At 68.9% G+C, this 18289-nt stretch carries 21 protein-coding genes; 12 read left to right on the top strand and 9 right to left on the bottom strand.

What is annotated here, in order from left to right; genetic code table 11:
• Nucleotides 1–55: 55 nt before the first annotated feature.
• The gene (locus EBN03_RS25270; protein ID WP_122190606.1) at nucleotides 56–1528 is read left to right on the top strand and encodes an FAD-dependent oxidoreductase; all 1473 of its coding nucleotides are present in this window, start codon (nucleotides 56–58) and stop codon (nucleotides 1526–1528) included.
• Nucleotides 1529–1762: 234 nt separating this feature from the next.
• Here the strand turns inward: EBN03_RS25270 and EBN03_RS25265 are convergent, their stop codons facing one another.
• Entirely contained in the window at nucleotides 1763–2398 is a 636-nt protein-coding gene (locus EBN03_RS25265; protein WP_147471691.1) for a hypothetical protein, read from the bottom strand.
• Between the two features lie 419 nt (nucleotides 2399–2817).
• Between EBN03_RS25265 and EBN03_RS25260 the strand changes: the two genes are divergently transcribed.
• On the top strand, nucleotides 2818–3609 hold the full coding sequence (locus EBN03_RS25260; RefSeq protein ID WP_122190604.1) for a phosphatidylethanolamine N-methyltransferase family domain-containing protein: 792 nt from the start codon (nucleotides 2818–2820) through the stop codon (nucleotides 3607–3609).
• Here EBN03_RS25260 and EBN03_RS25255 read toward each other — a convergent pair.
• On the bottom strand, nucleotides 3606–4205 hold the full coding sequence (locus tag EBN03_RS25255) for a TetR/AcrR family transcriptional regulator (RefSeq protein ID WP_158675734.1): 600 nt from the start codon (nucleotides 4203–4205) through the stop codon (nucleotides 3606–3608). The genes EBN03_RS25260 and EBN03_RS25255 overlap by 4 nt on opposite strands.
• A 152-nt stretch (nucleotides 4206–4357) precedes the next feature.
• On the opposite strand from EBN03_RS25255, the gene EBN03_RS25250 reads away from it, so the two are divergent.
• Nucleotides 4358–5338 carry an NAD-dependent epimerase/dehydratase family protein gene (locus EBN03_RS25250; protein WP_122190602.1) on the top strand — a complete coding sequence of 327 codons (981 nt, stop codon included), beginning with the start codon at nucleotides 4358–4360 and terminating at the stop codon, nucleotides 5336–5338.
• Between the two features lie 83 nt (nucleotides 5339–5421).
• Here the strand turns inward: EBN03_RS25250 and EBN03_RS25245 are convergent, their stop codons facing one another.
• Nucleotides 5422–5763, bottom strand: coding sequence for a winged helix-turn-helix transcriptional regulator (locus EBN03_RS25245; protein WP_122190647.1), 342 nt, complete (start codon nucleotides 5761–5763; stop codon nucleotides 5422–5424).
• A gap of 132 nt (nucleotides 5764–5895) precedes the next feature.
• On the opposite strand from EBN03_RS25245, the gene EBN03_RS25240 reads away from it, so the two are divergent.
• Complete coding sequence (locus tag EBN03_RS25240) at nucleotides 5896–6783, top strand: alpha/beta hydrolase (RefSeq protein ID WP_158675733.1); 888 nt, start codon at nucleotides 5896–5898, stop codon at nucleotides 6781–6783.
• 87 nt (nucleotides 6784–6870) lie between these two features.
• On the opposite strand, the gene EBN03_RS25235 is transcribed toward EBN03_RS25240, so the two are convergent.
• On the bottom strand, nucleotides 6871–8043 hold the full coding sequence (locus EBN03_RS25235; RefSeq protein WP_122190646.1) for a serine hydrolase domain-containing protein: 1173 nt from the start codon (nucleotides 8041–8043) through the stop codon (nucleotides 6871–6873).
• A 241-nt stretch (nucleotides 8044–8284) separates the two neighbouring features.
• On the opposite strand from EBN03_RS25235, the gene EBN03_RS25230 reads away from it, so the two are divergent.
• Both EBN03_RS25230 and EBN03_RS25225 read left to right on the top strand, forming a co-directional pair.
• Nucleotides 8285–8926 carry a dihydrofolate reductase family protein gene (locus EBN03_RS25230; RefSeq protein ID WP_122190600.1) on the top strand — a complete coding sequence of 214 codons (642 nt, stop codon included), beginning with the start codon at nucleotides 8285–8287 and terminating at the stop codon, nucleotides 8924–8926.
• A gap of 53 nt (nucleotides 8927–8979) precedes the next feature.
• Nucleotides 8980–10032 carry an RNA polymerase subunit sigma-70 gene (locus EBN03_RS25225; RefSeq protein ID WP_122190599.1) on the top strand — a complete coding sequence of 351 codons (1053 nt, stop codon included), beginning with the start codon at nucleotides 8980–8982 and terminating at the stop codon, nucleotides 10030–10032.
• A 4-nt stretch (nucleotides 10033–10036) separates the two neighbouring features.
• On the opposite strand, the gene EBN03_RS25220 is transcribed toward EBN03_RS25225, so the two are convergent.
• A complete protein-coding gene (locus EBN03_RS25220; protein ID WP_122190598.1) occupies nucleotides 10037–11029 on the bottom strand; it encodes a zinc-binding dehydrogenase in 993 nt (330 codons plus the stop codon).
• 53 nt (nucleotides 11030–11082) lie between these two features.
• Nucleotides 11083–11484 (bottom strand): VOC family protein, encoded by a 402-nt coding sequence (locus tag EBN03_RS25215; protein ID WP_122190597.1) that lies wholly within the window; start codon nucleotides 11482–11484, stop codon nucleotides 11083–11085.
• A gap of 122 nt (nucleotides 11485–11606) precedes the next feature.
• Here EBN03_RS25215 and EBN03_RS25210 point away from each other — a divergent pair, with 122 nt between their 5' ends.
• Both EBN03_RS25210 and EBN03_RS34300 read left to right on the top strand, forming a co-directional pair.
• Nucleotides 11607–11846, top strand: coding sequence for a lipopolysaccharide assembly protein LapA domain-containing protein (locus EBN03_RS25210; RefSeq protein ID WP_122190596.1), 240 nt, complete (start codon nucleotides 11607–11609; stop codon nucleotides 11844–11846).
• A 191-nt stretch (nucleotides 11847–12037) separates the two neighbouring features.
• On the top strand, nucleotides 12038–12205 hold the full coding sequence (locus EBN03_RS34300; protein WP_158675732.1) for a hypothetical protein: 168 nt from the start codon (nucleotides 12038–12040) through the stop codon (nucleotides 12203–12205).
• 74 nt (nucleotides 12206–12279) lie between these two features.
• Here the strand turns inward: EBN03_RS34300 and EBN03_RS25205 are convergent, their stop codons facing one another.
• Nucleotides 12280–12774, bottom strand: a complete 495-nt coding sequence (locus EBN03_RS25205) for a MarR family winged helix-turn-helix transcriptional regulator (RefSeq protein ID WP_122190595.1) — start codon at nucleotides 12772–12774, stop codon at nucleotides 12280–12282.
• Nucleotides 12775–12864: 90 nt separating this feature from the next.
• Here EBN03_RS25205 and EBN03_RS25200 point away from each other — a divergent pair, with 90 nt between their 5' ends.
• From EBN03_RS25200 to EBN03_RS25185, 4 genes are all read left to right on the top strand, one after another.
• Nucleotides 12865–13380, top strand: a complete 516-nt coding sequence (locus EBN03_RS25200) for a cupin domain-containing protein (protein ID WP_122190594.1) — start codon at nucleotides 12865–12867, stop codon at nucleotides 13378–13380.
• Between the two features lie 423 nt (nucleotides 13381–13803).
• Entirely contained in the window at nucleotides 13804–14433 is a 630-nt protein-coding gene (locus tag EBN03_RS25195; RefSeq protein WP_122190645.1) for a hypothetical protein, read from the top strand.
• 147 nt (nucleotides 14434–14580) lie between these two features.
• A complete protein-coding gene (locus tag EBN03_RS25190; protein ID WP_122190593.1) occupies nucleotides 14581–15543 on the top strand; it encodes an extracellular catalytic domain type 1 short-chain-length polyhydroxyalkanoate depolymerase in 963 nt (320 codons plus the stop codon).
• A gap of 221 nt (nucleotides 15544–15764) precedes the next feature.
• Complete coding sequence (locus EBN03_RS25185) at nucleotides 15765–16355, top strand: TetR/AcrR family transcriptional regulator (protein WP_122190592.1); 591 nt, start codon at nucleotides 15765–15767, stop codon at nucleotides 16353–16355.
• Here EBN03_RS25185 and EBN03_RS25180 read toward each other — a convergent pair.
• Both EBN03_RS25180 and EBN03_RS25175 read right to left on the bottom strand, forming a co-directional pair.
• Nucleotides 16352–16834: a GtrA family protein gene (locus EBN03_RS25180; protein ID WP_122190591.1), complete on the bottom strand. Its 483-nt coding sequence runs from the start codon at nucleotides 16832–16834 to the stop codon at nucleotides 16352–16354. The genes EBN03_RS25185 and EBN03_RS25180 overlap by 4 nt on opposite strands.
• A gap of 110 nt (nucleotides 16835–16944) precedes the next feature.
• Nucleotides 16945–18207 carry an MFS transporter gene (locus EBN03_RS25175; protein ID WP_122190590.1) on the bottom strand — a complete coding sequence of 421 codons (1263 nt, stop codon included), beginning with the start codon at nucleotides 18205–18207 and terminating at the stop codon, nucleotides 16945–16947.
• Between the last annotated feature and the right edge of the window lie 82 nt (nucleotides 18208–18289).

The raw sequence follows: 18289 nt of genomic DNA, 5'->3' as shown, positions 1-18289 counted from the left end.
GACGCCGTGCACCCGGAGTAGATCGGAGTGTCACAGCGTCGTGAAAGGAACCGCTATGTCCGACCCCTCGATCCGCCCGATTCCCGCCGACCGGATTGCCCGCTGGGACTACGAAGCCGACGTCGTCGTCGCCGGTTTCGGTGTCGCCGGTGCGTCCGCCGCGGTCGCGGCCGCGACCGCGGGTGCGCAGGTCCTGGTGCTGGAACGGACCAGCGGGTGGGGCGGGGCGGCCGCGATGGCCGGCGGGTTCGTCTATCTGGGCGGTGGCACGCCACTGCAGACCGCGTGCGGTTTCGAAGACTCCGTGGCGGATATGCAGGCGTTCCTGAAAGCGGCGCTGGGTCCCGGCGCGGACGAGGCGAAGATCGACCTCTACTGCGAGGGCAGCGTCGACCACTATCGGTGGCTGGCCGACGAGATCGGGGTCCCGTTCAAGGCCGAGTTCTGGGGTGAGCCCGGCTGGGAGCCGCCGACGGATGCGGGGCTGATGTACAGCGGCGGCGAGAACTCCGCACCGTTCAACACGATCGCCCGCCCGGCGCCGCGCGGGCACGTGCCGCAGATGGCGGACAAGCAGTCCAACGGAGAGCGCGGCGGCGGCTACATGCTGATGAAACCGTTGGTGGACAAGGCGATCGAGCTCGGCGTCGAAGCCGTGTACGACGTGCGGGTACAGACGCTGGTCGTGGACGCCGACGGCCGGGTAACCGGGCTGGTCGCGAAACAGTACGGCAAGACGGTCGCGGTGCGGGCCCGCACCGGTGTGGTGCTGGCGACCGGCAGTTTCGCCTACAACGGCGCGATGGTGGAGGCCTTCGCGCCGCGGATCGCGGGCCGGCCGGCGGCCTCGATCGAGGAGCACGACGGCCGCGCGATCCGGATGGCGCAGGCGCTCGGCGCGGATCTGGCGCACATGGACGCGACCGAGGTCGCCTTCTTCTGCGATCCGCAGCTGTTCATCCGCGGCATCCTGGTCAACGGCCGCGGTCAGCGCTACGTCCCCGAGGACACCTACCCGGGTCACGTCGGCCAGGCGACGTTGCTGCGCAACGACAATCAGGCGTTCCTGGTCATCGACCAGGCCGCCTACGAGGAGGGCCTGACCCGCCCCACCGCGACCCCGATGCTGCGCATGCCGCCCACCTGGGTGTGCGAGACCGTCACCGAACTCGAGGCCGAAATGGGATTGCCTGCCGGGTCCCTGCAGACCACGGTCGAGGTGTACAACACACACGCCGCGAACGGCGAAGACCCGCTGCTGGGTAAGAAGCCCGAATGGGTCGCACCCATCGGTTCACCGGTCGCCGCGATCGACTTGCGCGGCATGACAGGCGGATTCACGCTCGGCGGCCTGCGCACCAGCGTCGACTCCGAGGTCCTGCACGTCTCGGGCGACCCGATCCCCGGCCTGTTCGCGGCGGGCCGCTGCACCGCGGGGATCTCGGCCGGCGGCTACGTCAGCGGCGCCTCGCTCGGCGACGGCAGCTTCTTCGGCCGGCGCGCGGGGGCCTCGGCCGCTCGAAACTGAAGCGGCACAGGCGAATCAGGCGCAGGGGTGTTCGGCCGCAGACGATCGGACCGCGGGACCGATCGTCCGGTGTCGCGCGAAGCCTCCGATGGCCAGGCGGACAACTGCCGCCGGTGCGGTCACCCCGCAGAAGTGTGCCTTGGGCGCCCAGGACGACGACCTGCGCGGGCATAGGGCCGGCACTGCTGTCACGCGGTGCCGGCCCCGGATTCGTGCTGCCCGGATGTGGTTCGCTCAGCCCACGTACGACGCGTGGTAGGTGCTGCCGTCCGGCGCGGCGACCGTGCAGACGACCTTGTCGGTGCGGGTCACCGAAAAGTAGGCCTCGATATCGAAATCGCTGGGGACCGTGGAGCGGATCGAGTGCGTCCGCCTCGCGGTGGCATCGCACAGGTCGAGCGCGTCGACGTCGGTAGCGTCGGAGTGCAGCACGGCGTAGACCTGGTTGGTGTGCGGCCGGGTGCAGGAGGTCACCGTGATCGTGCCGTCCGAGTGGCCGGTGAAACAGTCACCGGCACTCAATGATTCGAACTGGTTCCAGTCGTAGGTGATGCCGTCCGTGGTCGGTGCGGGCGGGGTGACGGGTGCCGCCGGCAGGTCGGGGGCGGGCGGGGCGGTGAACGCGCCGGCCGCCACCGAGCCGAGGATGGGGAGCACGATCGGCGCGACGACGGAGCCCGCGGCGGCGGACCCGGCGGCGGCCAGCGGCCCGCCGTCGGCGGAACCGGCGACGGCGAGCGGGAGTACCTCGACCGATCCGGCGCCGGCGGCGGCGGACCCGGTCAGCGGGTCGGCCGTGGCGGCCGGCGCGACGATGGCGACCAGCGCGGCGGTGCCGGCGAACATGGTGGTGAGGGCGGGGTGACGCAACACGTTTCCTTCAGGTCTGGTGCGATTCGAAGTGGTGGTTGTGCGCTCCAACCGGTCCGAATTCTGTTGGAGCGCAACCGGATAACGTAACACGTCGGGTTCGGTTGCGCGAATTACGGCGCCGCCGCTCGCCACCCGAGCCCCGCCCGGCCGAGCCGCTCCCCCGCGAGGCCGCCGGTGGGTCGTCGGCGTGCGGCCACCGGGTGACCGAAACTTCTGCGCGCCCACGCATCCGACCCGTAGCGGCCCGCCGGTGTCGCCGAGTGCCCAGCGGATTCGGCGGCTCGCATCGTCCAACCGCGGGACGAACGCGGCGCAGGGGGAGGTCGGACGCGCCCCGAAACGCACCATGGCAAGCCGACCCCCGTGGTATTACTAGAAATCGTTCTAGTTTTCGCACCACCGCCGAAGGACCCCCGATGCATTGGTACACGGGTAACACCACGTACGACACGATCCTCACGATCGCCTTCGGGTTCGCGGCGTTCGTGCTGATCGGCGGCCTGTTCGGCCAGAGCCCGTACGGGCGGTTCGCCACCGCCAAACTGGGATTCAACCTCAACCCGAAGCTCGGGTGGTGGTTGATGGAGATCCCGGCGACGGTGGTGTTCGCGGTGTTCTACCTGACCGGGCCGCATCGGTTCGAGGGCGCGTCGCCGGTGCTGGCGGCGATCTGGGTGCTGCACTACGCCAATCGCGGCTGGTTCTTCCCACTCTCGATCCGGCAGGTGCCCGGAAAAACGACCAGCTTCAACGTGTCGGTGCTGGGCATGGGCATGTTCGTGACCTGCGTGCACGGCTACCTCAACGGCGCGATGTTCAGCAACGACTACCTGCACCGGTACAGCTCGGCCTGGCTCACCGACCCACGTTTCCTCGGCGGCCTGGTCGTCTACCTGTGCGGATTCGCGCTACTGGTGTCCTCGGAATCGATCGTGCGCAACCTGCGCGACAAGGCGAACCCCGGCGCCACCGAGTACCGCATCCCGTTCGGCGGCGGCTACCGATTCGTCAGCAGCCCTACATATCTCGGCGAGCTGATCGCGTGGAGCGGGTTCGCGCTGCTGACCTGGTCGCTGCCCGGCGTGGTCATCCTGCTGATCACCGCGGGCAATCTCGTGCCCCGCGCCTTCGCCACCCACAAGTGGTACCGGGACAAGTTCCCCGACTACCCGGCCGACCGGAAAGCGTTGATCCCCTTCGTGATCTAGGCGCCGCGCGCGACCAGCTCGACCGCCAGCTTGCCGAAGGTGTTCAGCCGGTCGGAGATCGGGTATGCCACATCGTCGGCCCAGTTGGTGAACACCGAAGTGAACATCCCGATCACGACGTCGGCGAGGATCGTCGCGTCCAGGTCGACCCGGATTTCGCCGGCGCGCTGGCCGTCCGCGAGCACCGTCCGATAGCTCTCGTGCAGCGCAGACAGATTCCCGCTGGGCCGTTCGCTGAGCGTCGACTCGTGGACCACCTCGATCACGATGTCCCGCAACACCCGATGCTGGGTCGTGGTCAGGCTGGCCGCGAACTCGAACAGCTTGAGCACCTTGTCGGCCGCCGGCTCGTCACCCGAGCCGACGTCGGCGAGCACCGTGCCGAGCAGGTCGCTCAGCCGGCCGATCACCGCCTCGACCAGGACGGCCTTGGACGGGAAGTAGTTGAAGAAGGTGGTCTGCGAGATGTCCACCTCTTCGGCGATCGAGCCGACCGTGGTGGCCGCCAGCCCGCGCTCACCGACCTGCCGGATAGCGACCTCGAGGATCCGTTCCCGCAGCTCGTGCTTCTTCCGCGTTCTGCGCGATTCGACCACGGCACCCCCTAGAATTAGTTCTATCAAAAAGTTGTGTGGACCCAAAGTTCTTTGTAGTCTGCACCACAGGTCCGGACGAACAGGGTAGCGATCGCGTCGATCCACCGACCGCTCGCCCGGCCGTTTCGCAGGAAGTCCAACGGAGGATTCAGATGAAAGTGGCCGTCACCGGTGCCGCCGGGTTTGTCGGAGCCAACCTCGTCGACCAGCTGGTCGGCGACGGTCACGAAGTGGTCGCCATCGACCGGGTCGCCAACCAGCGGTCGACCTCGAGCGCCGTCACCTGGGTCAACGCCGACATCCTCGACCCGAACGCCATGCGCACCGCGTTCGCCGACGTCGAAACGGTCTACCACCTGGTCGCCGTGGTCACCCTCCGCATGCAGGACCCGGTCGCGTGGCGGATCAACACCGAAGGTGTGGCCACCGTCGCGCGGGCCGCACTGGACTGCGGCGTACGGCGATTCGTGCACCTCAGTTCGGTGCACGCCTTCGACCAGGCGCAGTGCGGCAAGGTACTCAGCGAGGCCACCCCCCGCTCGATCGACCCCGAGATCCCCGTCTACGACCGCTCCAAGTGGGCGGGCGAGCAGGAACTGCGCAAGGTCATCGACGACGGCCTCGACGCCACCATCTGCAACCCGACCGGCATCTGGGGGCCCGCGGACTACCTGCCGCGCCTGTCCCGCCTCAACGGCTTGGCCCGCAGCGCCGCGAAGGGCCGGGTTCCCGCCTTCATCAGCGGGGTCGGCTTCGACCTGGTCGACGTCCGCGACGTCGCCGCCGGCATGATCCTGGCCGCGGAGAAGGGCCGCACCGGCGAGAACTACCTGCTCGGTGGCGAATTCGCGAACCTCATCGAGTGGATGCGCCAATGCGCCCGGTCCGCGGGCCGGCGGGGTCCGCTGCTGGGCCTTCCGCTGTCCGCCCTCGAAGCGGTCATGCCGATCGCCGAGCCGATCGGCGCGAAGTTCAACTCCGACATCATCTCCAAGGCCGCCCTCGGCCCGCTGCTGGCGTCGCCGCTGGTCGACCACTCGAAGGCCGCGAACGAGCTCGGCTACACCCCGCGCACACTGGAACGGTCCGTGCGCGACTTCATCTCGTTCCTGGTCGAATCCGGCCAGATGTAGTTCCCCGGCCTGAGTGCACGATCATCGGCCGATTTCGCCGAAACAGGTGATGATTGTGCGCTCGGGCCGGCAGGCCATCATCGTCATTCGCCGACGCTCGCCGGATGCTCGGCGGCCCAGGCACAGATCGCGGCCAGCGGGGTCTCCAGCGATCGCCCCAGGGCGGTCAGCGAGTATTCGATGTGCTGGGGTGCCCGCTCCTGGTACACGTGCCGCTCGACCAGCCCGTCGGCTTCCATGCCGCGTAGCGTCTCGGTCAGCACCTTCTGTGTGATGCCGGGCAGCCGCTGCCGCAGGCGCGACGGCCGATGCGGGCCGTCGAGCAGGGCGTAGATCAGCAGGATGCGCCACTTCGCGGACAGCCGCTCCAGGGCCTGCCGGGTGGTGCAGGACTCCTCGAGCACGTCGGGGATCACCGGGGCCATGGTCGTCGTCTCCGTCTCGAGGGAGGCCCGAAGGGCACCGTGAAGTGCCTTCTACCGCGGGTCTTCGGGGCCGCTTATCGTCGACTCCACCGTAGTGGCGGACCCGCCACCCCCACTGAACTGGAGCACGATATGACAGCGAATCCGGTCGAGTTCGTCTTCACCCGGGACGGCAACCGCCTGGTGGGCGACCTGTATCTGCCGGCCGGTGATCCGGTCGGCGTCGTGGTCACCACCGGCCCGCTGACCTCGGTCAAGGAGCAGGCGGCGGGCGTGTACGCGGCCGCCTTGGCGCGCCGCGGTTTCGCGGCACTGGCCTTCGACCACACCGGGTTCGGCGCGAGCGAGGGCACGCCGCGCCAGCTGGAGGACCCGCTCGGGAAGGCGGCCGATATCGAGGCGGCGGTGACCGCATTGCTCGCCGACTCGCGCTTCGCCGGCAGAACCGTTGTGGCGCTGGGTGTCTGCGCGGGCGGCGGGTACATGGCGCGCGCGGTGGCCGACGACCCGCGTATCCGGGCGTTCGCCGGTGTGGCCGGGGTCTACCCGGACGGGACGGCCTCGCCCGCGGATCCCGCTGTCGTCGAGCGCGGCCGCCGCGCCCGCGAGCGGCGCCTGAAAGACGGTGTGGTGGAGACGATCCCGGCCGTTGCCACCGACAACGGCGATGTCGCCATGCCACTCACCGAGGCGTTCGAGTACTACGGCACCGCCCGCGGCGCGGTCCCCAACTACACCAACGCTTTCGCTGTCGAATCCTTCGAGCACACAGCGGGTTTCGACGCCTACCGCGCCGCCGCCCGGCTGACCGTCCCGTTCCTGCTGGTCCACTCCGAGCACGCCCTCGTCCCGCCGTGGGCCCGCGCGTTCTATGCCGCGGTGACCGCCGAGAAATCCGAACTGTGGCTGGACTCGGCCGGCCAGATCGACTTCTACGACGACCCGCGCCTGATCGACCCCGCCGCCGACGCCGCGGCCGCCCTGTTCACGACGGTCGTGGCCGAAACGGCCCGCGGCTGACGGGCACCCGATCCGTGCCCCGGAGTGGATGATTCGACTGTCAGGCGACCGGATCCGAAGCGGCCCTGCCGAATCCGGTCGCCCGGGTCAGCCCTGTTCGTTCAACGCGTCGACAGTCGCGCGGAAGGCGTGAATGGCCTCCCCCATGTTCGCCGCCGAGTTCGTATCCTCACTCGTCTTGACGATCACCACATCGTCCTTCGGTGATACGTAGATGAACTGTCCGAGCAGCCCGATCGCCGCATAATCTCCCCGATCGCCGTCCCCCAGCCACCACTGGTACCCGTAGCCGTACTCGTTCTCGGTGGCGCCGGGATCGCCGGGCATGAGCTGATGCGGTTGCAGATACGGCTCGGTGCTGTGTGTGGAGTCGCGTACCCACTGTTCGGGGACCACCTGACGGTCGCCGGCGCGGCCGTCGTGCAGGTACAGCAGGCCGAAGCGCGCGAAATCCCTTGCGGTGGCGTGATAGCAGCAGAATGCGATGGCGTTGCCGTGGTCGTCCTGCCCCATCAGGGCGGGGCCCTGCATGCCGGCGGGCTGCCAGAGCTTGTCCTGGATGTAGGCCGACAGCGGGCGACCGGTCGCGTTCGCCACGGCCCAGCCGAGGACGAAGGAGTTCATCGAGTCGTAGTTCCAGCGGGTACCGGGCACGAAGTCCCGTTTCGACTCCTCGGCCTGGGCGGCCAGCGAGGTACCGGCGACCATGCGGATCGTGCTGGCGGTGGATCCGGTGGTGGGGTTGGTGGCCTGGGTCTCGTCGTACTGGTGCCCCGACGACATGTGCAGCAGGTCGCGGATGCTGACACCGTCGTACGCGCTGCCCGACAGGTCCGGGACGTAGTCGGTGACCGGATCGTCGACCGAACGGATCGCGCCTTCCGCGAGCGCGATTCCGACCGCGGTGGCGGTGATGGATTTGCCGACCGACCACGAATTGAACGGGGTAACCGGTGAATACCCGCCGAAATACCGTTCGTCGACAATCGAATCATTGTGGACGACAAGGAAACTGCTCGTCGCGGTGCGTGAGAGATAATCCGTGAGGGTGCGCCTGGTGCCTTGATAGTCGTAGCCGGCCTCGATCGGTGTACCCGTCCCGCCCAACGGAACCGGGTTGTCCGATGCCGCGAGTAAGGCCGTGGGATAGAACGGCACCTGCGGCAACAGCGGCAGCCCGCCGGGATCCGCGCTCGCGGATCGGGTCGCCGCCGTCAACGCGGCAAGCGAAATCACTACGGACAGTGTTTTTTTGAGCATCGGTACTTCCGTTTCTGAGCGGGTGCCGAGCATGCGGTCAGTGGAAAAGAGGTTTCTACGCTGACTTTCGATGACTGTCGCGATCCGAAATTCGCGACGACGACGGTAACGGAAACACCCGCGACCACCCCGCCGACCCTCCGTCAACCGCATATCGAACCGAATGTCGACCGCGGCGGCGACAGCACCGGGCCCCTCCGAAGCCGCGCCCGAATCAGGTCCGCGGCGTTAGGGTGCCGACATGTCCCACACCCGAGTGCACAACATGAACGTCTCGCTCGACGGGTTCGCCGCCGGCGAGGAGGTGACCCTGGATCACCCGATCGGCGGCGCCGAGGCGCTCTTCGGCGGATTCGACGGCCGCTGGATCGGCGGCACCGATCTCGATATCGGGCCGATGGGCTTCAAGGACGCGCTGTCGACGCTCTGGGGGCAGCGGATCGGCGCCGAGATCATGGGTCGCCGCAAGTTCGGCCCCCAGTCCGGCGAGTGGCCCGACGATGGCTGGCAGGGCTGGTGGGGCGACGAACCCCCCTTCGCCACACCGACATTCGTCCTCACCCACTACCCGCGCGAGCAGATCGACTTCGCCAACGGCACCAGCTTCCGCTTCATCGACGCCACACCCGCCGAAGCCCTCGAGCTCGCCCGAAAGGCGGCCGACGGACTCGACGTCCGCATCGGCGGCGGCCCGTCGACCGTCCGCCAGTTCCTCGAAGCCGACCTGATCGACTTCATGCACCTGGTGATCGTGCCGGTCGTCCTGGGGCGCGGTGTCTCGCTCTGGGCGGGCCTCGAACACCTCCAGGACCGCTTCACGATCGAATCCGTCTCGTTCCCGAACGGCACCGTGCACCAGTTCTGGAACCGCAAGCGAGACTGACGGGCACGAGTCGCCGAACCGGTACACCGGACGTTTCACCGGAGGCACGAATCATGTCCAGCCAGAACGAATTCGATGCGACGGTCGCCGCAAGGCTCGACACCTCCGAGCATCGGGCAACGATCCCTGCCGCACAGCAGCGAGCGGCGGATCCGGATCGGTTCGACGCCGAGACCCGCCGGTTCCGGCGGGAACTGCTGGCGCACTGCTATCGGATGGTGGGGTCGCCGGACGACGCCGAGGATCTGGTGCAGGAGACGTATCTGCGGGCGTGGCGGGCTTATCCGGGGTTCGGGGGGCGGGCGTCGGTTCGAACGTGGCTCTATACGATCGCGACGAACGTCTGCCTGACGGCATTGCGGCCGCGCCGGATGCGCGTGCTGCCTTCGGGTCTCGGCGGTCCCGGCGAGAGTCCGCCGAATTCCATTGCGGCGGAGGTGGTTTCCTGGCTGGAACCGCTGCCGGACGCGTGGCTGGCGGCGCCGGACGACGATCCCGCGGCGGTGACGATTGGGCGAGAGTCGGTGCGGCTGGCGCTGATCGCGAGCCTGCAGCATCTGCCGGCCCGCCAGCGCGCGATCCTGCTCCTGCGGGAGGTGCTGGCGTTCTCGGCGGCCGAGACCGCGGACATTCTGGAGACCACGCCGACGGCGGTCAAGAGCGGCCTGCAGCGGGCCCGGGCCCGGCTCGACGAGCTGGATCCCGAGCCCGCCGCGCTGCTGGAACCGGCCGATCCGCGCGCCCGCGCGCTGCTGGACGGCTATATCGCCGCCTTCGAGCGGTCCGACGCGAGCATGCTCGAACAGGTGCTGCGCGCGGACGCGACCCTGGAGTCGACACCGTTCCGCGATTGGCAGGCGGGCCGAGCCGGCTGTATCGCGTTCCTCGACCGCTATGTGCTCGGCGCGCCGGGTGATTGGCGGATGCTGGCCACCACGGCCAACGGTCAGCCCGCGGCCGTGATCTACCGCCGCGACGCCGACGGCGTGCTGCGCGGCTACGGCGCGGTGGTGCTGGCCGCGACCGCGGACGGCGTGACCAGCGTGGTCGCGTTCCACCACGCCACGCTGGTCACGACATTCGGCTATCCGGAGACCCTGGCGTGACGGTTCAGGGCCGCAGCGCCAGTTTGCCGACCGTGGTGCGGCTTTCCAGCTCCGCCAACACCTTCGGGCCGTCGGCGAGGTCGTACCCGGTGGGACTGCCGGGCGGGATCACACCGGCGGCGACGAGCCCGAAGAGCTCGCTCATCACCTCGCCGAAGACCCGCGGCGCGGACCGGATCAGCACCCCGACATTGAATCCGGTGAGCTGAATCTGGTTCCGGTACACCAGGTCCCGATTGGAGATCGTGGCATCCCCGCCGGCCGTGCCGAAGACGACGACGCGGCCGGTGACCGGCTTGGCCGCCGCGACCGCGGCCGCGAAGCTCGCGCCACCGGCCGACTCCAGCACCAGATCCGCGCCCTGCCCATCGGTGCGGCGCACTACCTCGGCCGCGAGATCGGTTCGGCGGGAGTCGATGACGTAGTCGGCGCCCAGCGCGCGCACCGTCTCGTGCTTGCCCGGCGACGCGGCCGCGACGACGGTCGCGCCGTAGTGCTTCGCCAGCCGGACCGCGGCCTGACCCGTACCCCCGGCCGCCGCCTGGACCAGCACGGTCTCCCCCGCGGCGACCCGCCCGAGCGGCACCAGCGCGGCAAGTGCGGTGGGCCAGTTGACGACCAGGCCCAGCGCCTGCTCGGCGGTCCACCCCGCGGGCACCGGCACCGCACCGGCCGCGGGCAGCACCATGTACTGCGCGAACGCGCCGGACCCGACCCCGACGACCCGCGCCCCGAGGTCGGGCGCGGTCACCCCCGGCCCGAGTGCGACGACCGTACCGGCTCCCTCGAAGCCGGCCAGGTACGGCGGTGGCGGACTGTCGGGCGCGTCCCCGCGCGACAGCGTGACATCACGAAAATTGATCCCGGCCGCGGCAACTCGGATCAGGATCTCGCCCGGGCCGGGAACCGGCACCGGCGCATCGGTGATCAGGGTCAGGCCTTCGGGGCCGTCGGCGGACCGCTGTCGCAGGGCGTGCATGGTGGTGGGAACAGTCATGGTGAACTCCTTTCACCAGGTAGACCACCACCGTCCGCGAAAGGGACCGGTGCTCAGCGATACACGGCGATCTCGATCAGGTTGCCGTCGAGGTCGCGGCAATAGTGCGAGATCATCTCGCCCAGCGCCCCCACCTTGACCACGGGTCCCTGCACGATCTCGACCCCGCACGCGGTCAGGTGGGCGGCGACCTCGTCCGGGGCGGCGGAGGTGACGAAGCAGAGGTCCTCGGAGCCGGCGGCTTCGACCGCGCCCGTCACCCAGGCCGGGTCGGCGGCGAGCGCGCCGAGTGGGCGCAGGTTGATCTTCTGGTTGCCGAATCGCACCGCGGTGCGCCCGGTCGGGCCGAAGGTCTCGGCCTCCATGCCCAGGACGCGGACGTACCAGTCGGCGGTGCGCGCGACGTCGCGGCAGTTCAGCACGATGTGGTCGAAACGATCCACAGTCATCCCCATGGGACTCCCCTCTTTCCCAGCGAGCACAGGGTCGGGCCAACCCTACGTGTCGTGGCCGCCCCGGGCATCCGGCGATCGTACGATCGAAGCAGGTATGCCCTGCACCTGCGAAGGAGCGTGTCATGACGAGCACCGAAGGCGGTTCCGCGAGTTTCCTGAGCAGGTTGTCGCCCAAGATGGTCGCGGGTCTGATCATCGCGATACTGGCGCTGATATTCGTTTTCCAGAACACCCATCGGGGGCGGGTGAATATCTACTTCTGGAGCGTGGAAGCCCCGGCCTGGCTGTGGATGCTCACGCTGTTCGTCTCCGGCGTCGTGGTCGGATCGGTTTTCCCGTGGTTCCGGCGCCGTCGGCACTGACACGCGCGCAGCGGTTTTCGCCGCCGCCGGTCAGCGGCCGATTTGCCCGGAATCGTTGACATCGGGCGTCCCGCGTAGCAAGGATCGATATCGCGGCTCCGCCCTCCCAGCGGTTGCCGCGCTTCAGGTATCGCGAATGTGCCGTGGGACGCGCCCGAACCCGGGCGCGAAGAACCAGTACGGAGGTTTCGATGTCTGGTAGTACCAAGGGTCGCGAAGGCAAGGGCAAGGAGCGCAAGGGCCGGCCGATGGAGCAGCAGCAACAGCAGCAGCGCTCCCAGCAGGACATGATGCGCGACGGCACGATGCGCCGCGACCGCGAGGACATGCGCGAGCCGAAGGGGCGCATGGACCGCTGATACGCGGTTCACCGGAGTTACGGCACGGCCCGGGAGTTGCACGGCTCCCGGGCCGTTCCGTGTCCGCGGCCGGGTCAGGCGCCGAGATGGTCGATCAGGGTGTTGAGCAAGCGGGTCAGTTCCCGCCGGTCGGCCACGGACAGCACCGCGAGCATCTCGCGCTGGTTGCCGACGTGCTGCTCCAGCGCGGTGTCGGTGAGTTCCCGTGCGACGTCGGTGAGTTCCACCAGGATGCCGCGCCGGTCCTCGGGGTTGGGGATGCGACGGATGTAGCCGCGCTTCTCCAGCCGGTCGAGGCGGTTGGTCATGGTTCCGGTGGTGACCAGCAGCGATTCGGCCAGGCGGGACGGCGAGAGCCGGTAGGGGGCGCCCGCGCGGCGGAGGGCGAACAGCACGTCGCCTTCGCTGCGGTGCACGCCGTATTCGGCGGCCAGGGCGTCGAGCCGCAGGTCGATGAGCTGCACCACGCGCTGTAGCCGGGTCACCAGCGCCATGGATCCGGTGTCGACGTCGGGCCGTTCGTCGGCCCATTGACCCAACAGATGGTCGATTCGCTGCGATTCCTGCACGCCCCCAATATAGCTCGACTTCAAACAATCTCTTGCCAAGTAGCTCGATATCGAATAATTTGATGTCAAGCTACTTGAGAGGAAGAGACCATGACCACCACCTGGAAGCTCGACGACCACGAATCCCTCACCCTGCACAGCTGCACCACCGACCGGCTCGACATGGTCGCCGAGTTCGGCGCCGGCGGCCACGAGCCGCCCGCCCACTGGCACCCCGCCCAGGACGAGTACTTCGAGGTCCTCGACGGCACCATCGCCGTCCGGCTCGACGGCCGTGACCTGGAACTGAAAGCCGGTGACACCCTGCGCATTCCGGCCGGCGCCGTCCACCAGATGTGGAACCCGCACGACGAGGCCGCGCACGTGCGCTGGCAGGTCACCCCCTCCGGCCGCACCGCACAGTGGTTCCGCAGCATCGACGCCCTGCACCGGCGCGGCCAGGTCCGCGCGAGCGGACGTCCGGGCCTGCTGGCATATGCGGTGCTGCTCACCGAATTTCGGGATGTGTTCCGCCCGGTCGTTCCGGCCGCGCCGCTGGTCCGGGTACTGCTCGCGGCCCTGGCGCCGATCGGGCGCATGCGGGGCTATCGCGCCGAGACGGACTGAATGTGCGCCTCGCAGCGCGGGTCCGGGCTCAAAGCAGCCCTACGCGGACTGGGACCGCGTCGGCCGCGGTCGCCGAGAAAGACGAATTCATAATCCTTCGCCACGACCACGATCCTTCGCCACACCCACGCGCGGAATCCGGTGCGCGCCGCCCATATCGGGTCGCGCCGGCCCGGCACTACCGCCACCGGGAATTGCCATCGAAATAGTCCGGTCGCGCAGTTCATCGAGTACCGCGCATAATTCGGACGTTTCACCCCGAGTTCGACTCGGCGCCTGTCTATTACCGCGCGGACACTGGACAGGCGTGCAGGTGAGCTGGCAGCCTAGGCAACCGAACGCGCTGTCGCGCGCCCGAACGAAACCTCGAATCGTCCGAGCTCGAATCATCCGATGCAGTACCGGCACAATCAGGAGCTGTTTATGCGTGGATCGATTTTCGCCCGTCGTGTGACGTCGGCGCTCGCCGCGGCCGCGGCGACCATGTTCGTATTCGCGGGCCAGGCCTCGGCGAAGCCGGCGATCGATTTCGATACCGCCGTTGCGCAACTGCGGCATTCGGTCGCGGGCAATACCGCCGCCGAACACGCCATCGACGCGCTGATCGCCGCGCATCCGGCCGTCCGCGACACCGCGTTGCCGGCGCAGCCGTTCCAGGTTCCGGCGCAGTCCGATATCGGGCAGAACGGCACCGGTCCGGGCACCTACGGTTCCGGTATCGCCCTGGGTGTGTACGGCGGATTCCAGTTCGGCTTCTTCGGCGGCCCGGGCACCATCTCACCCAACCAGGGCAGCGCGCAGTTGAACGTGGTGTGGCTGAACCTGGCCAACGGCCGCAGCGGCACGAATCTGCTGTCCCAGCACCAAGACAACCCGATCGACACCACCATCCGCACCGACATCCTGCAGCCGGGTGGCGGCCCGATCGTCGCCGCGGTGTATGGCCAGCTGTGGCACCGCTGGTGGGTCGGCGTCAGCGACACCTACCCCGACGGCTACCAGTACGAATTGGCCACCATCTCGATGCCGTCGTTCGGCGCGGTCTACAACTGACCGGCAACCACGAACCGGGCCACCGCGGGCGCGGTGGCCCGGTTCTGTCGTTGCTGACGATCGGCTGAGAGCACCGGTTCCCGGCTTTCGGCCCGGGAACGGCTGCGGTTCACTGGAATTCGGTCACCGCCAGGAATCGAGGAAATCATGCGCAGCCGATCCGTCCGCACCGCCGTGTCCGTCGCGGCGGCCGCGATCCTGCTGACCGGTGTCGCGGGCTGCGCGAAAACCGCTCGCGCGGACAGCATCACGATCGAGGTACCGGTCGGCGACCGCACCCGGGAAGCGCTGGTGCATCATCCGGCGAACGCTCCGGACGGCCCGCTACCGGTCGTGCTGATCTTCCACGGTGGCGGCGGCACACCGCAGGATATGGAGCAGCACACCGATTTCGACCGGCTCAGCGACCGCGACGGCTTCCTGGCCGTCTACCCGGCCGGCTACGAACGGTCCTGGAACGACGGCCGCGGCGGCGACACCAAGGCGGGCGCGGCCGGCATCGACGACATCGGGTTCGTGCGGGCGCTGATCGACCGCCTGGTCGCCACCGAGGGCGCCGATCCGGCCCGGGTGTTCGCGACCGGAATCTCCAACGGCGCCATGTTCACCGAGGCGATCGGCTGTTCGCCCGAGTTACGGATCGCCGCGATCGCGCCGGTCGCGGGCCCGCTCCCGGCCGCCGACACCGCCGGATGCGCTCCTTCGTACGCGATCCCGGTGCTGGCGGTCCACGGCACCGCCGATCCGATCGTGCCGTTCGCGGGTGGCCCGGTGCGGGTCACCAGCGGTCACTTCGGCGGTGCGGGTAATTCTCCGGTGTTGTCGGTCGACGATACGCAGCGATTCTGGCGGGATCAGGACGGGTGCACCGCCGACCCGGAGGTCCGTACGCTTCCCGATACCGCGCACGACGGCACATCGGTGACCGTCACCACCACGTCCGGATGCCGGGACGGCAGTTCGGTCGAGCTGTATGCGGTGACCGGCGGCGGCCACACCTGGCCCGGCGGCAACCAGTACCTGCCGGCGCTGCTGGTCGGGAAGGTCAGCCACCAGTTCGATGCGGCCGAGGTGATCTGGGACTTCTTCCGCGCCGGCGCCGGCCGGTGAGCCGCATTCGGTATTCGCTGCACATTCAGCATCCCGGCCGCCGAATATTGTGAGTAGCCACAATTGCGGCGCCCGCATCGACGATGATCTCGGCCACAACACGGCACCCAGCCCCGGCCACCCGAATTTCTTCCGGTGGTCATTTGTTCGCGGTAGCGACTGCACCGGCCCGCCCTTGCTACCGGCGAGTACAATTCGCGGCACCGAGCAATGAGGGGAACATGCTGAATCCACGGGCGACGAACGACGATCTGACCGCGAAGGCGCGCATCCGCAACGCCGCAATGGACCTGTTCGCCCAGTTCGGGCAGGCCCGGGTATCGCTGCGCGCGGTTGCCGCGGAGGCCGGCGTCACGCTCGGGCTGGTCCAGCACCACTTCAAGACCAAGGCGGGCCTGGTCGAGGCGGTCGACCAACTGGTCGTCGACTATTTCGCGGCGGCCGTGGCGTCGGTGCCGCCGAGCGGAACCACGGCCGAGGTCGCGTCCGGCCGCGACCGCGCGGTCGCGAAGATGCTGGCCGAGAACCCGGCAGTGATCAACTACGTGCGTCGCGCGGTGCTGGAACCGAGCGACGATTCACGGCTGCATCTGCTCGAGGAACTCGTCGCTCTCACCAAGCGCGAGGTCACCGCCCTGCGCGACGCGGGCGTGGCCAGCCGGGAGCATCGGGAGGCGACGCAGATCGTCACCGTCCTGGTCCGGCAGCTCGGCGAACTGCTGCTCGCCCCGATGGTCGACGCGGTGTGGGAGCAAGTCGCCGAACCGGGGACCGAGAAGCCGAGTTTGACCATCACGGTCCAGGACCGCTAACCGGTTCGGAAGACCACCCACCGCATCGCGCAGTACATGTAGACCGCCTCGCAGGCTCCGGCCACGATCCGCGCGAGGTGGTACTCCATGCCCACGAACGCGAGCCCGGTCGAGACGCCGAGAATGAACGCCAGGTAGTTGACCAGCACCACGACGCCGTACACCGCGAGCTGCGGGCCGACCGCGGCGTGGGAGCGAAAGTTCATGGTGCGGTTGAGCAGAAAGCTGACGGCGAAGGCCGCGACGTAGGCCACCGTCACCGCGATCGGCACCGCGAGCCGCGCGACACCGTGCAGCAGCGTCAACAACAGCAGATCCAGCGCGAACGTGGAACTGTTGATCAGCGTGAAGCCGAGGAACGTCGGCGCCACCACCCGGTCGAGGCCCCACGGCAAGCGGGCGACCACGGCCTCGCACCAGGCGTGGAACCGCTCCACCCGGCTGATCCCGTCGGCTTCGACCTGCACTTGCTGCGCCATGCTCCCCGACTCCCGACGGCTGATGTCCCGACCATAGCGCACCCGGGAAAACGCGGCGGATACAGCGAACCCGGGCGGGGATTCCCCACCCGGGTTCGCCCGGCAGCGGATCAGCAGGGTTGCGGCTCGCGAACGCCCGGCTCCGGCTCCGGCGCGAGCGACTCCGCCGCGATCGGCGAATCCGCCACGACCGCACGGCCGGCGGCGGCGAACAGCGCCCACGCCACCAGGCCGAACACCGCGGCACCCACGCCGATCTCGGTGACCAGTCCCCAGCCGCCGGCCTGGTAGGCCAGTCCCGCGGTCACCGAGCCGGCGACCCCACCCAGGAAGTAGGTGACCATATAAGCGGTGGTCAGACGGCTGCGGGCGGCCGGGTCGAGCGCGTAGACCGCGCTCTGGTTCGACAGCTGGATGCCCTGGATCGCGAAGTCGAACACCAGCAGTGCGACCACCAGCACGACCACGTTGTACTCACCCCACAGCAGCAGCGCCCAGCTCGGCAGCAGCAACAGCCAGACGGCCGTCGTCACCGGGCGCAGCCGACCCAGATCCGCCTGCCGGCCGACCACCGGCGCACCCAGCGCACCGGCCACCCCGGCCAGGCCGAACGTGCCGATCACGACGGCCGAATAGTGGTACCGGTCGGCGAGCATGAAGCCCAGCGCCGTCCACACCAGCGAGAACGAGCCCATTCCGATGAATCCCAGCAGCATCCGCTGCCGCAGCACGGCGTGCCGCCGGATCAGGGCGAGTACCGAGGCCAGCACCTCGGGGTAGCTCTCGCCGGCCGCGGCCCGGCCGGTGGCCGGGACCAGCAGGTAGACCGCCGCGGACATGAGCAGCTGGATCGCGGCGGCCACGAGCAGCACGGTCCGCCAGCCACCCAGCTGAGCGATCGCACCCGACACCACCCGCGACAGCAGGATGCCCAGCAGCAGCCCACTCATCACGGTGCCGACGATCTCGCCGCGCTGTTCGGGGTCGGCGAGGGCCGAGGCCCACGGCACCACGACCTGGGCCGCGGCGGCGGACACCCCGGTGGCGGCGACGGCCGCCAAGAGGACCGGGAACGACGGCGCGGCCGCGGACACCCCGAGCGCGGCCGTCGACGCCAGCAGCAGACCGGGCACGAGCCGACGGCGTTCGAGGAAGTCACCCAGCGGTACCAGCAGGGCGAGACCGACCAGGTAGCCGACCTGGGCGGCACTGACCACCAGCGCGGCTGTGGAGGTGGAGACGTGCAGGTCGGCGGCCACCCGGTTCAGCAGCGGCTGCAGATAGTAGAGGGCGCCCGCCGAGGTACCGGCGGTGATGGCGAAGACCAGCACGACCGAGCGGGTCAGTCGGGCCGGGGCAAGCTGCGTAGTCACAAGGAAAAGAGTGCGCCCCCGCGACGATCAATGAAAGCGATAGTATTCGATGTCGCCATCAACAGAATTGATACCATCGCTG

Source organism: Nocardia stercoris (genome assembly GCF_003696265.1).
Taxonomy (GTDB): Bacteria; Actinomycetota; Actinomycetes; order Mycobacteriales; family Mycobacteriaceae; genus Nocardia; species Nocardia stercoris.
Note: the sequence above shows the minus strand (reverse complement) of the source record. Positions and strands in the feature narration are given on the sequence as shown.

What these genes read in the sequence shown, in the direction of transcription:
- EBN03_RS25270 (WP_122190606.1), top strand. Translation starts at nt 56, where the DNA reads ATGTCCGACCCCTCGATCCGCCCGATTCCCGCCGACCGGATTGCCCGC.
- EBN03_RS25260 (WP_122190604.1), top strand. Translation starts at nt 2,818, where the DNA reads ATGCATTGGTACACGGGTAACACCACGTACGACACGATCCTCACGATC.
- EBN03_RS25250 (WP_122190602.1), top strand. Translation starts at nt 4,358, where the DNA reads ATGAAAGTGGCCGTCACCGGTGCCGCCGGGTTTGTCGGAGCCAACCTC.
- EBN03_RS25245 (WP_122190647.1), bottom strand. Translation starts at nt 5,763, where the DNA reads ATGGCCCCGGTGATCCCCGACGTGCTCGAGGAGTCCTGCACCACCCGG.
- EBN03_RS25240 (WP_158675733.1), top strand. Translation starts at nt 5,896, where the DNA reads ATGACAGCGAATCCGGTCGAGTTCGTCTTCACCCGGGACGGCAACCGC.
- EBN03_RS25235 (WP_122190646.1), bottom strand. Translation starts at nt 8,043, where the DNA reads ATGCTCAAAAAAACACTGTCCGTAGTGATTTCGCTTGCCGCGTTGACG.
- EBN03_RS25230 (WP_122190600.1), top strand. Translation starts at nt 8,285, where the DNA reads ATGTCCCACACCCGAGTGCACAACATGAACGTCTCGCTCGACGGGTTC.
- EBN03_RS25225 (WP_122190599.1), top strand. Translation starts at nt 8,980, where the DNA reads ATGTCCAGCCAGAACGAATTCGATGCGACGGTCGCCGCAAGGCTCGAC.
- EBN03_RS25220 (WP_122190598.1), bottom strand. Translation starts at nt 11,029, where the DNA reads ATGACTGTTCCCACCACCATGCACGCCCTGCGACAGCGGTCCGCCGAC.
- EBN03_RS25215 (WP_122190597.1), bottom strand. Translation starts at nt 11,484, where the DNA reads ATGGGGATGACTGTGGATCGTTTCGACCACATCGTGCTGAACTGCCGC.
- EBN03_RS25210 (WP_122190596.1), top strand. Translation starts at nt 11,607, where the DNA reads ATGACGAGCACCGAAGGCGGTTCCGCGAGTTTCCTGAGCAGGTTGTCG.
- EBN03_RS34300 (WP_158675732.1), top strand. Translation starts at nt 12,038, where the DNA reads ATGTCTGGTAGTACCAAGGGTCGCGAAGGCAAGGGCAAGGAGCGCAAG.
- EBN03_RS25200 (WP_122190594.1), top strand. Translation starts at nt 12,865, where the DNA reads ATGACCACCACCTGGAAGCTCGACGACCACGAATCCCTCACCCTGCAC.
- EBN03_RS25195 (WP_122190645.1), top strand. Translation starts at nt 13,804, where the DNA reads ATGCGTGGATCGATTTTCGCCCGTCGTGTGACGTCGGCGCTCGCCGCG.
- EBN03_RS25190 (WP_122190593.1), top strand. Translation starts at nt 14,581, where the DNA reads ATGCGCAGCCGATCCGTCCGCACCGCCGTGTCCGTCGCGGCGGCCGCG.
- EBN03_RS25185 (WP_122190592.1), top strand. Translation starts at nt 15,765, where the DNA reads ATGCTGAATCCACGGGCGACGAACGACGATCTGACCGCGAAGGCGCGC.
- EBN03_RS25180 (WP_122190591.1), bottom strand. Translation starts at nt 16,834, where the DNA reads ATGGCGCAGCAAGTGCAGGTCGAAGCCGACGGGATCAGCCGGGTGGAG.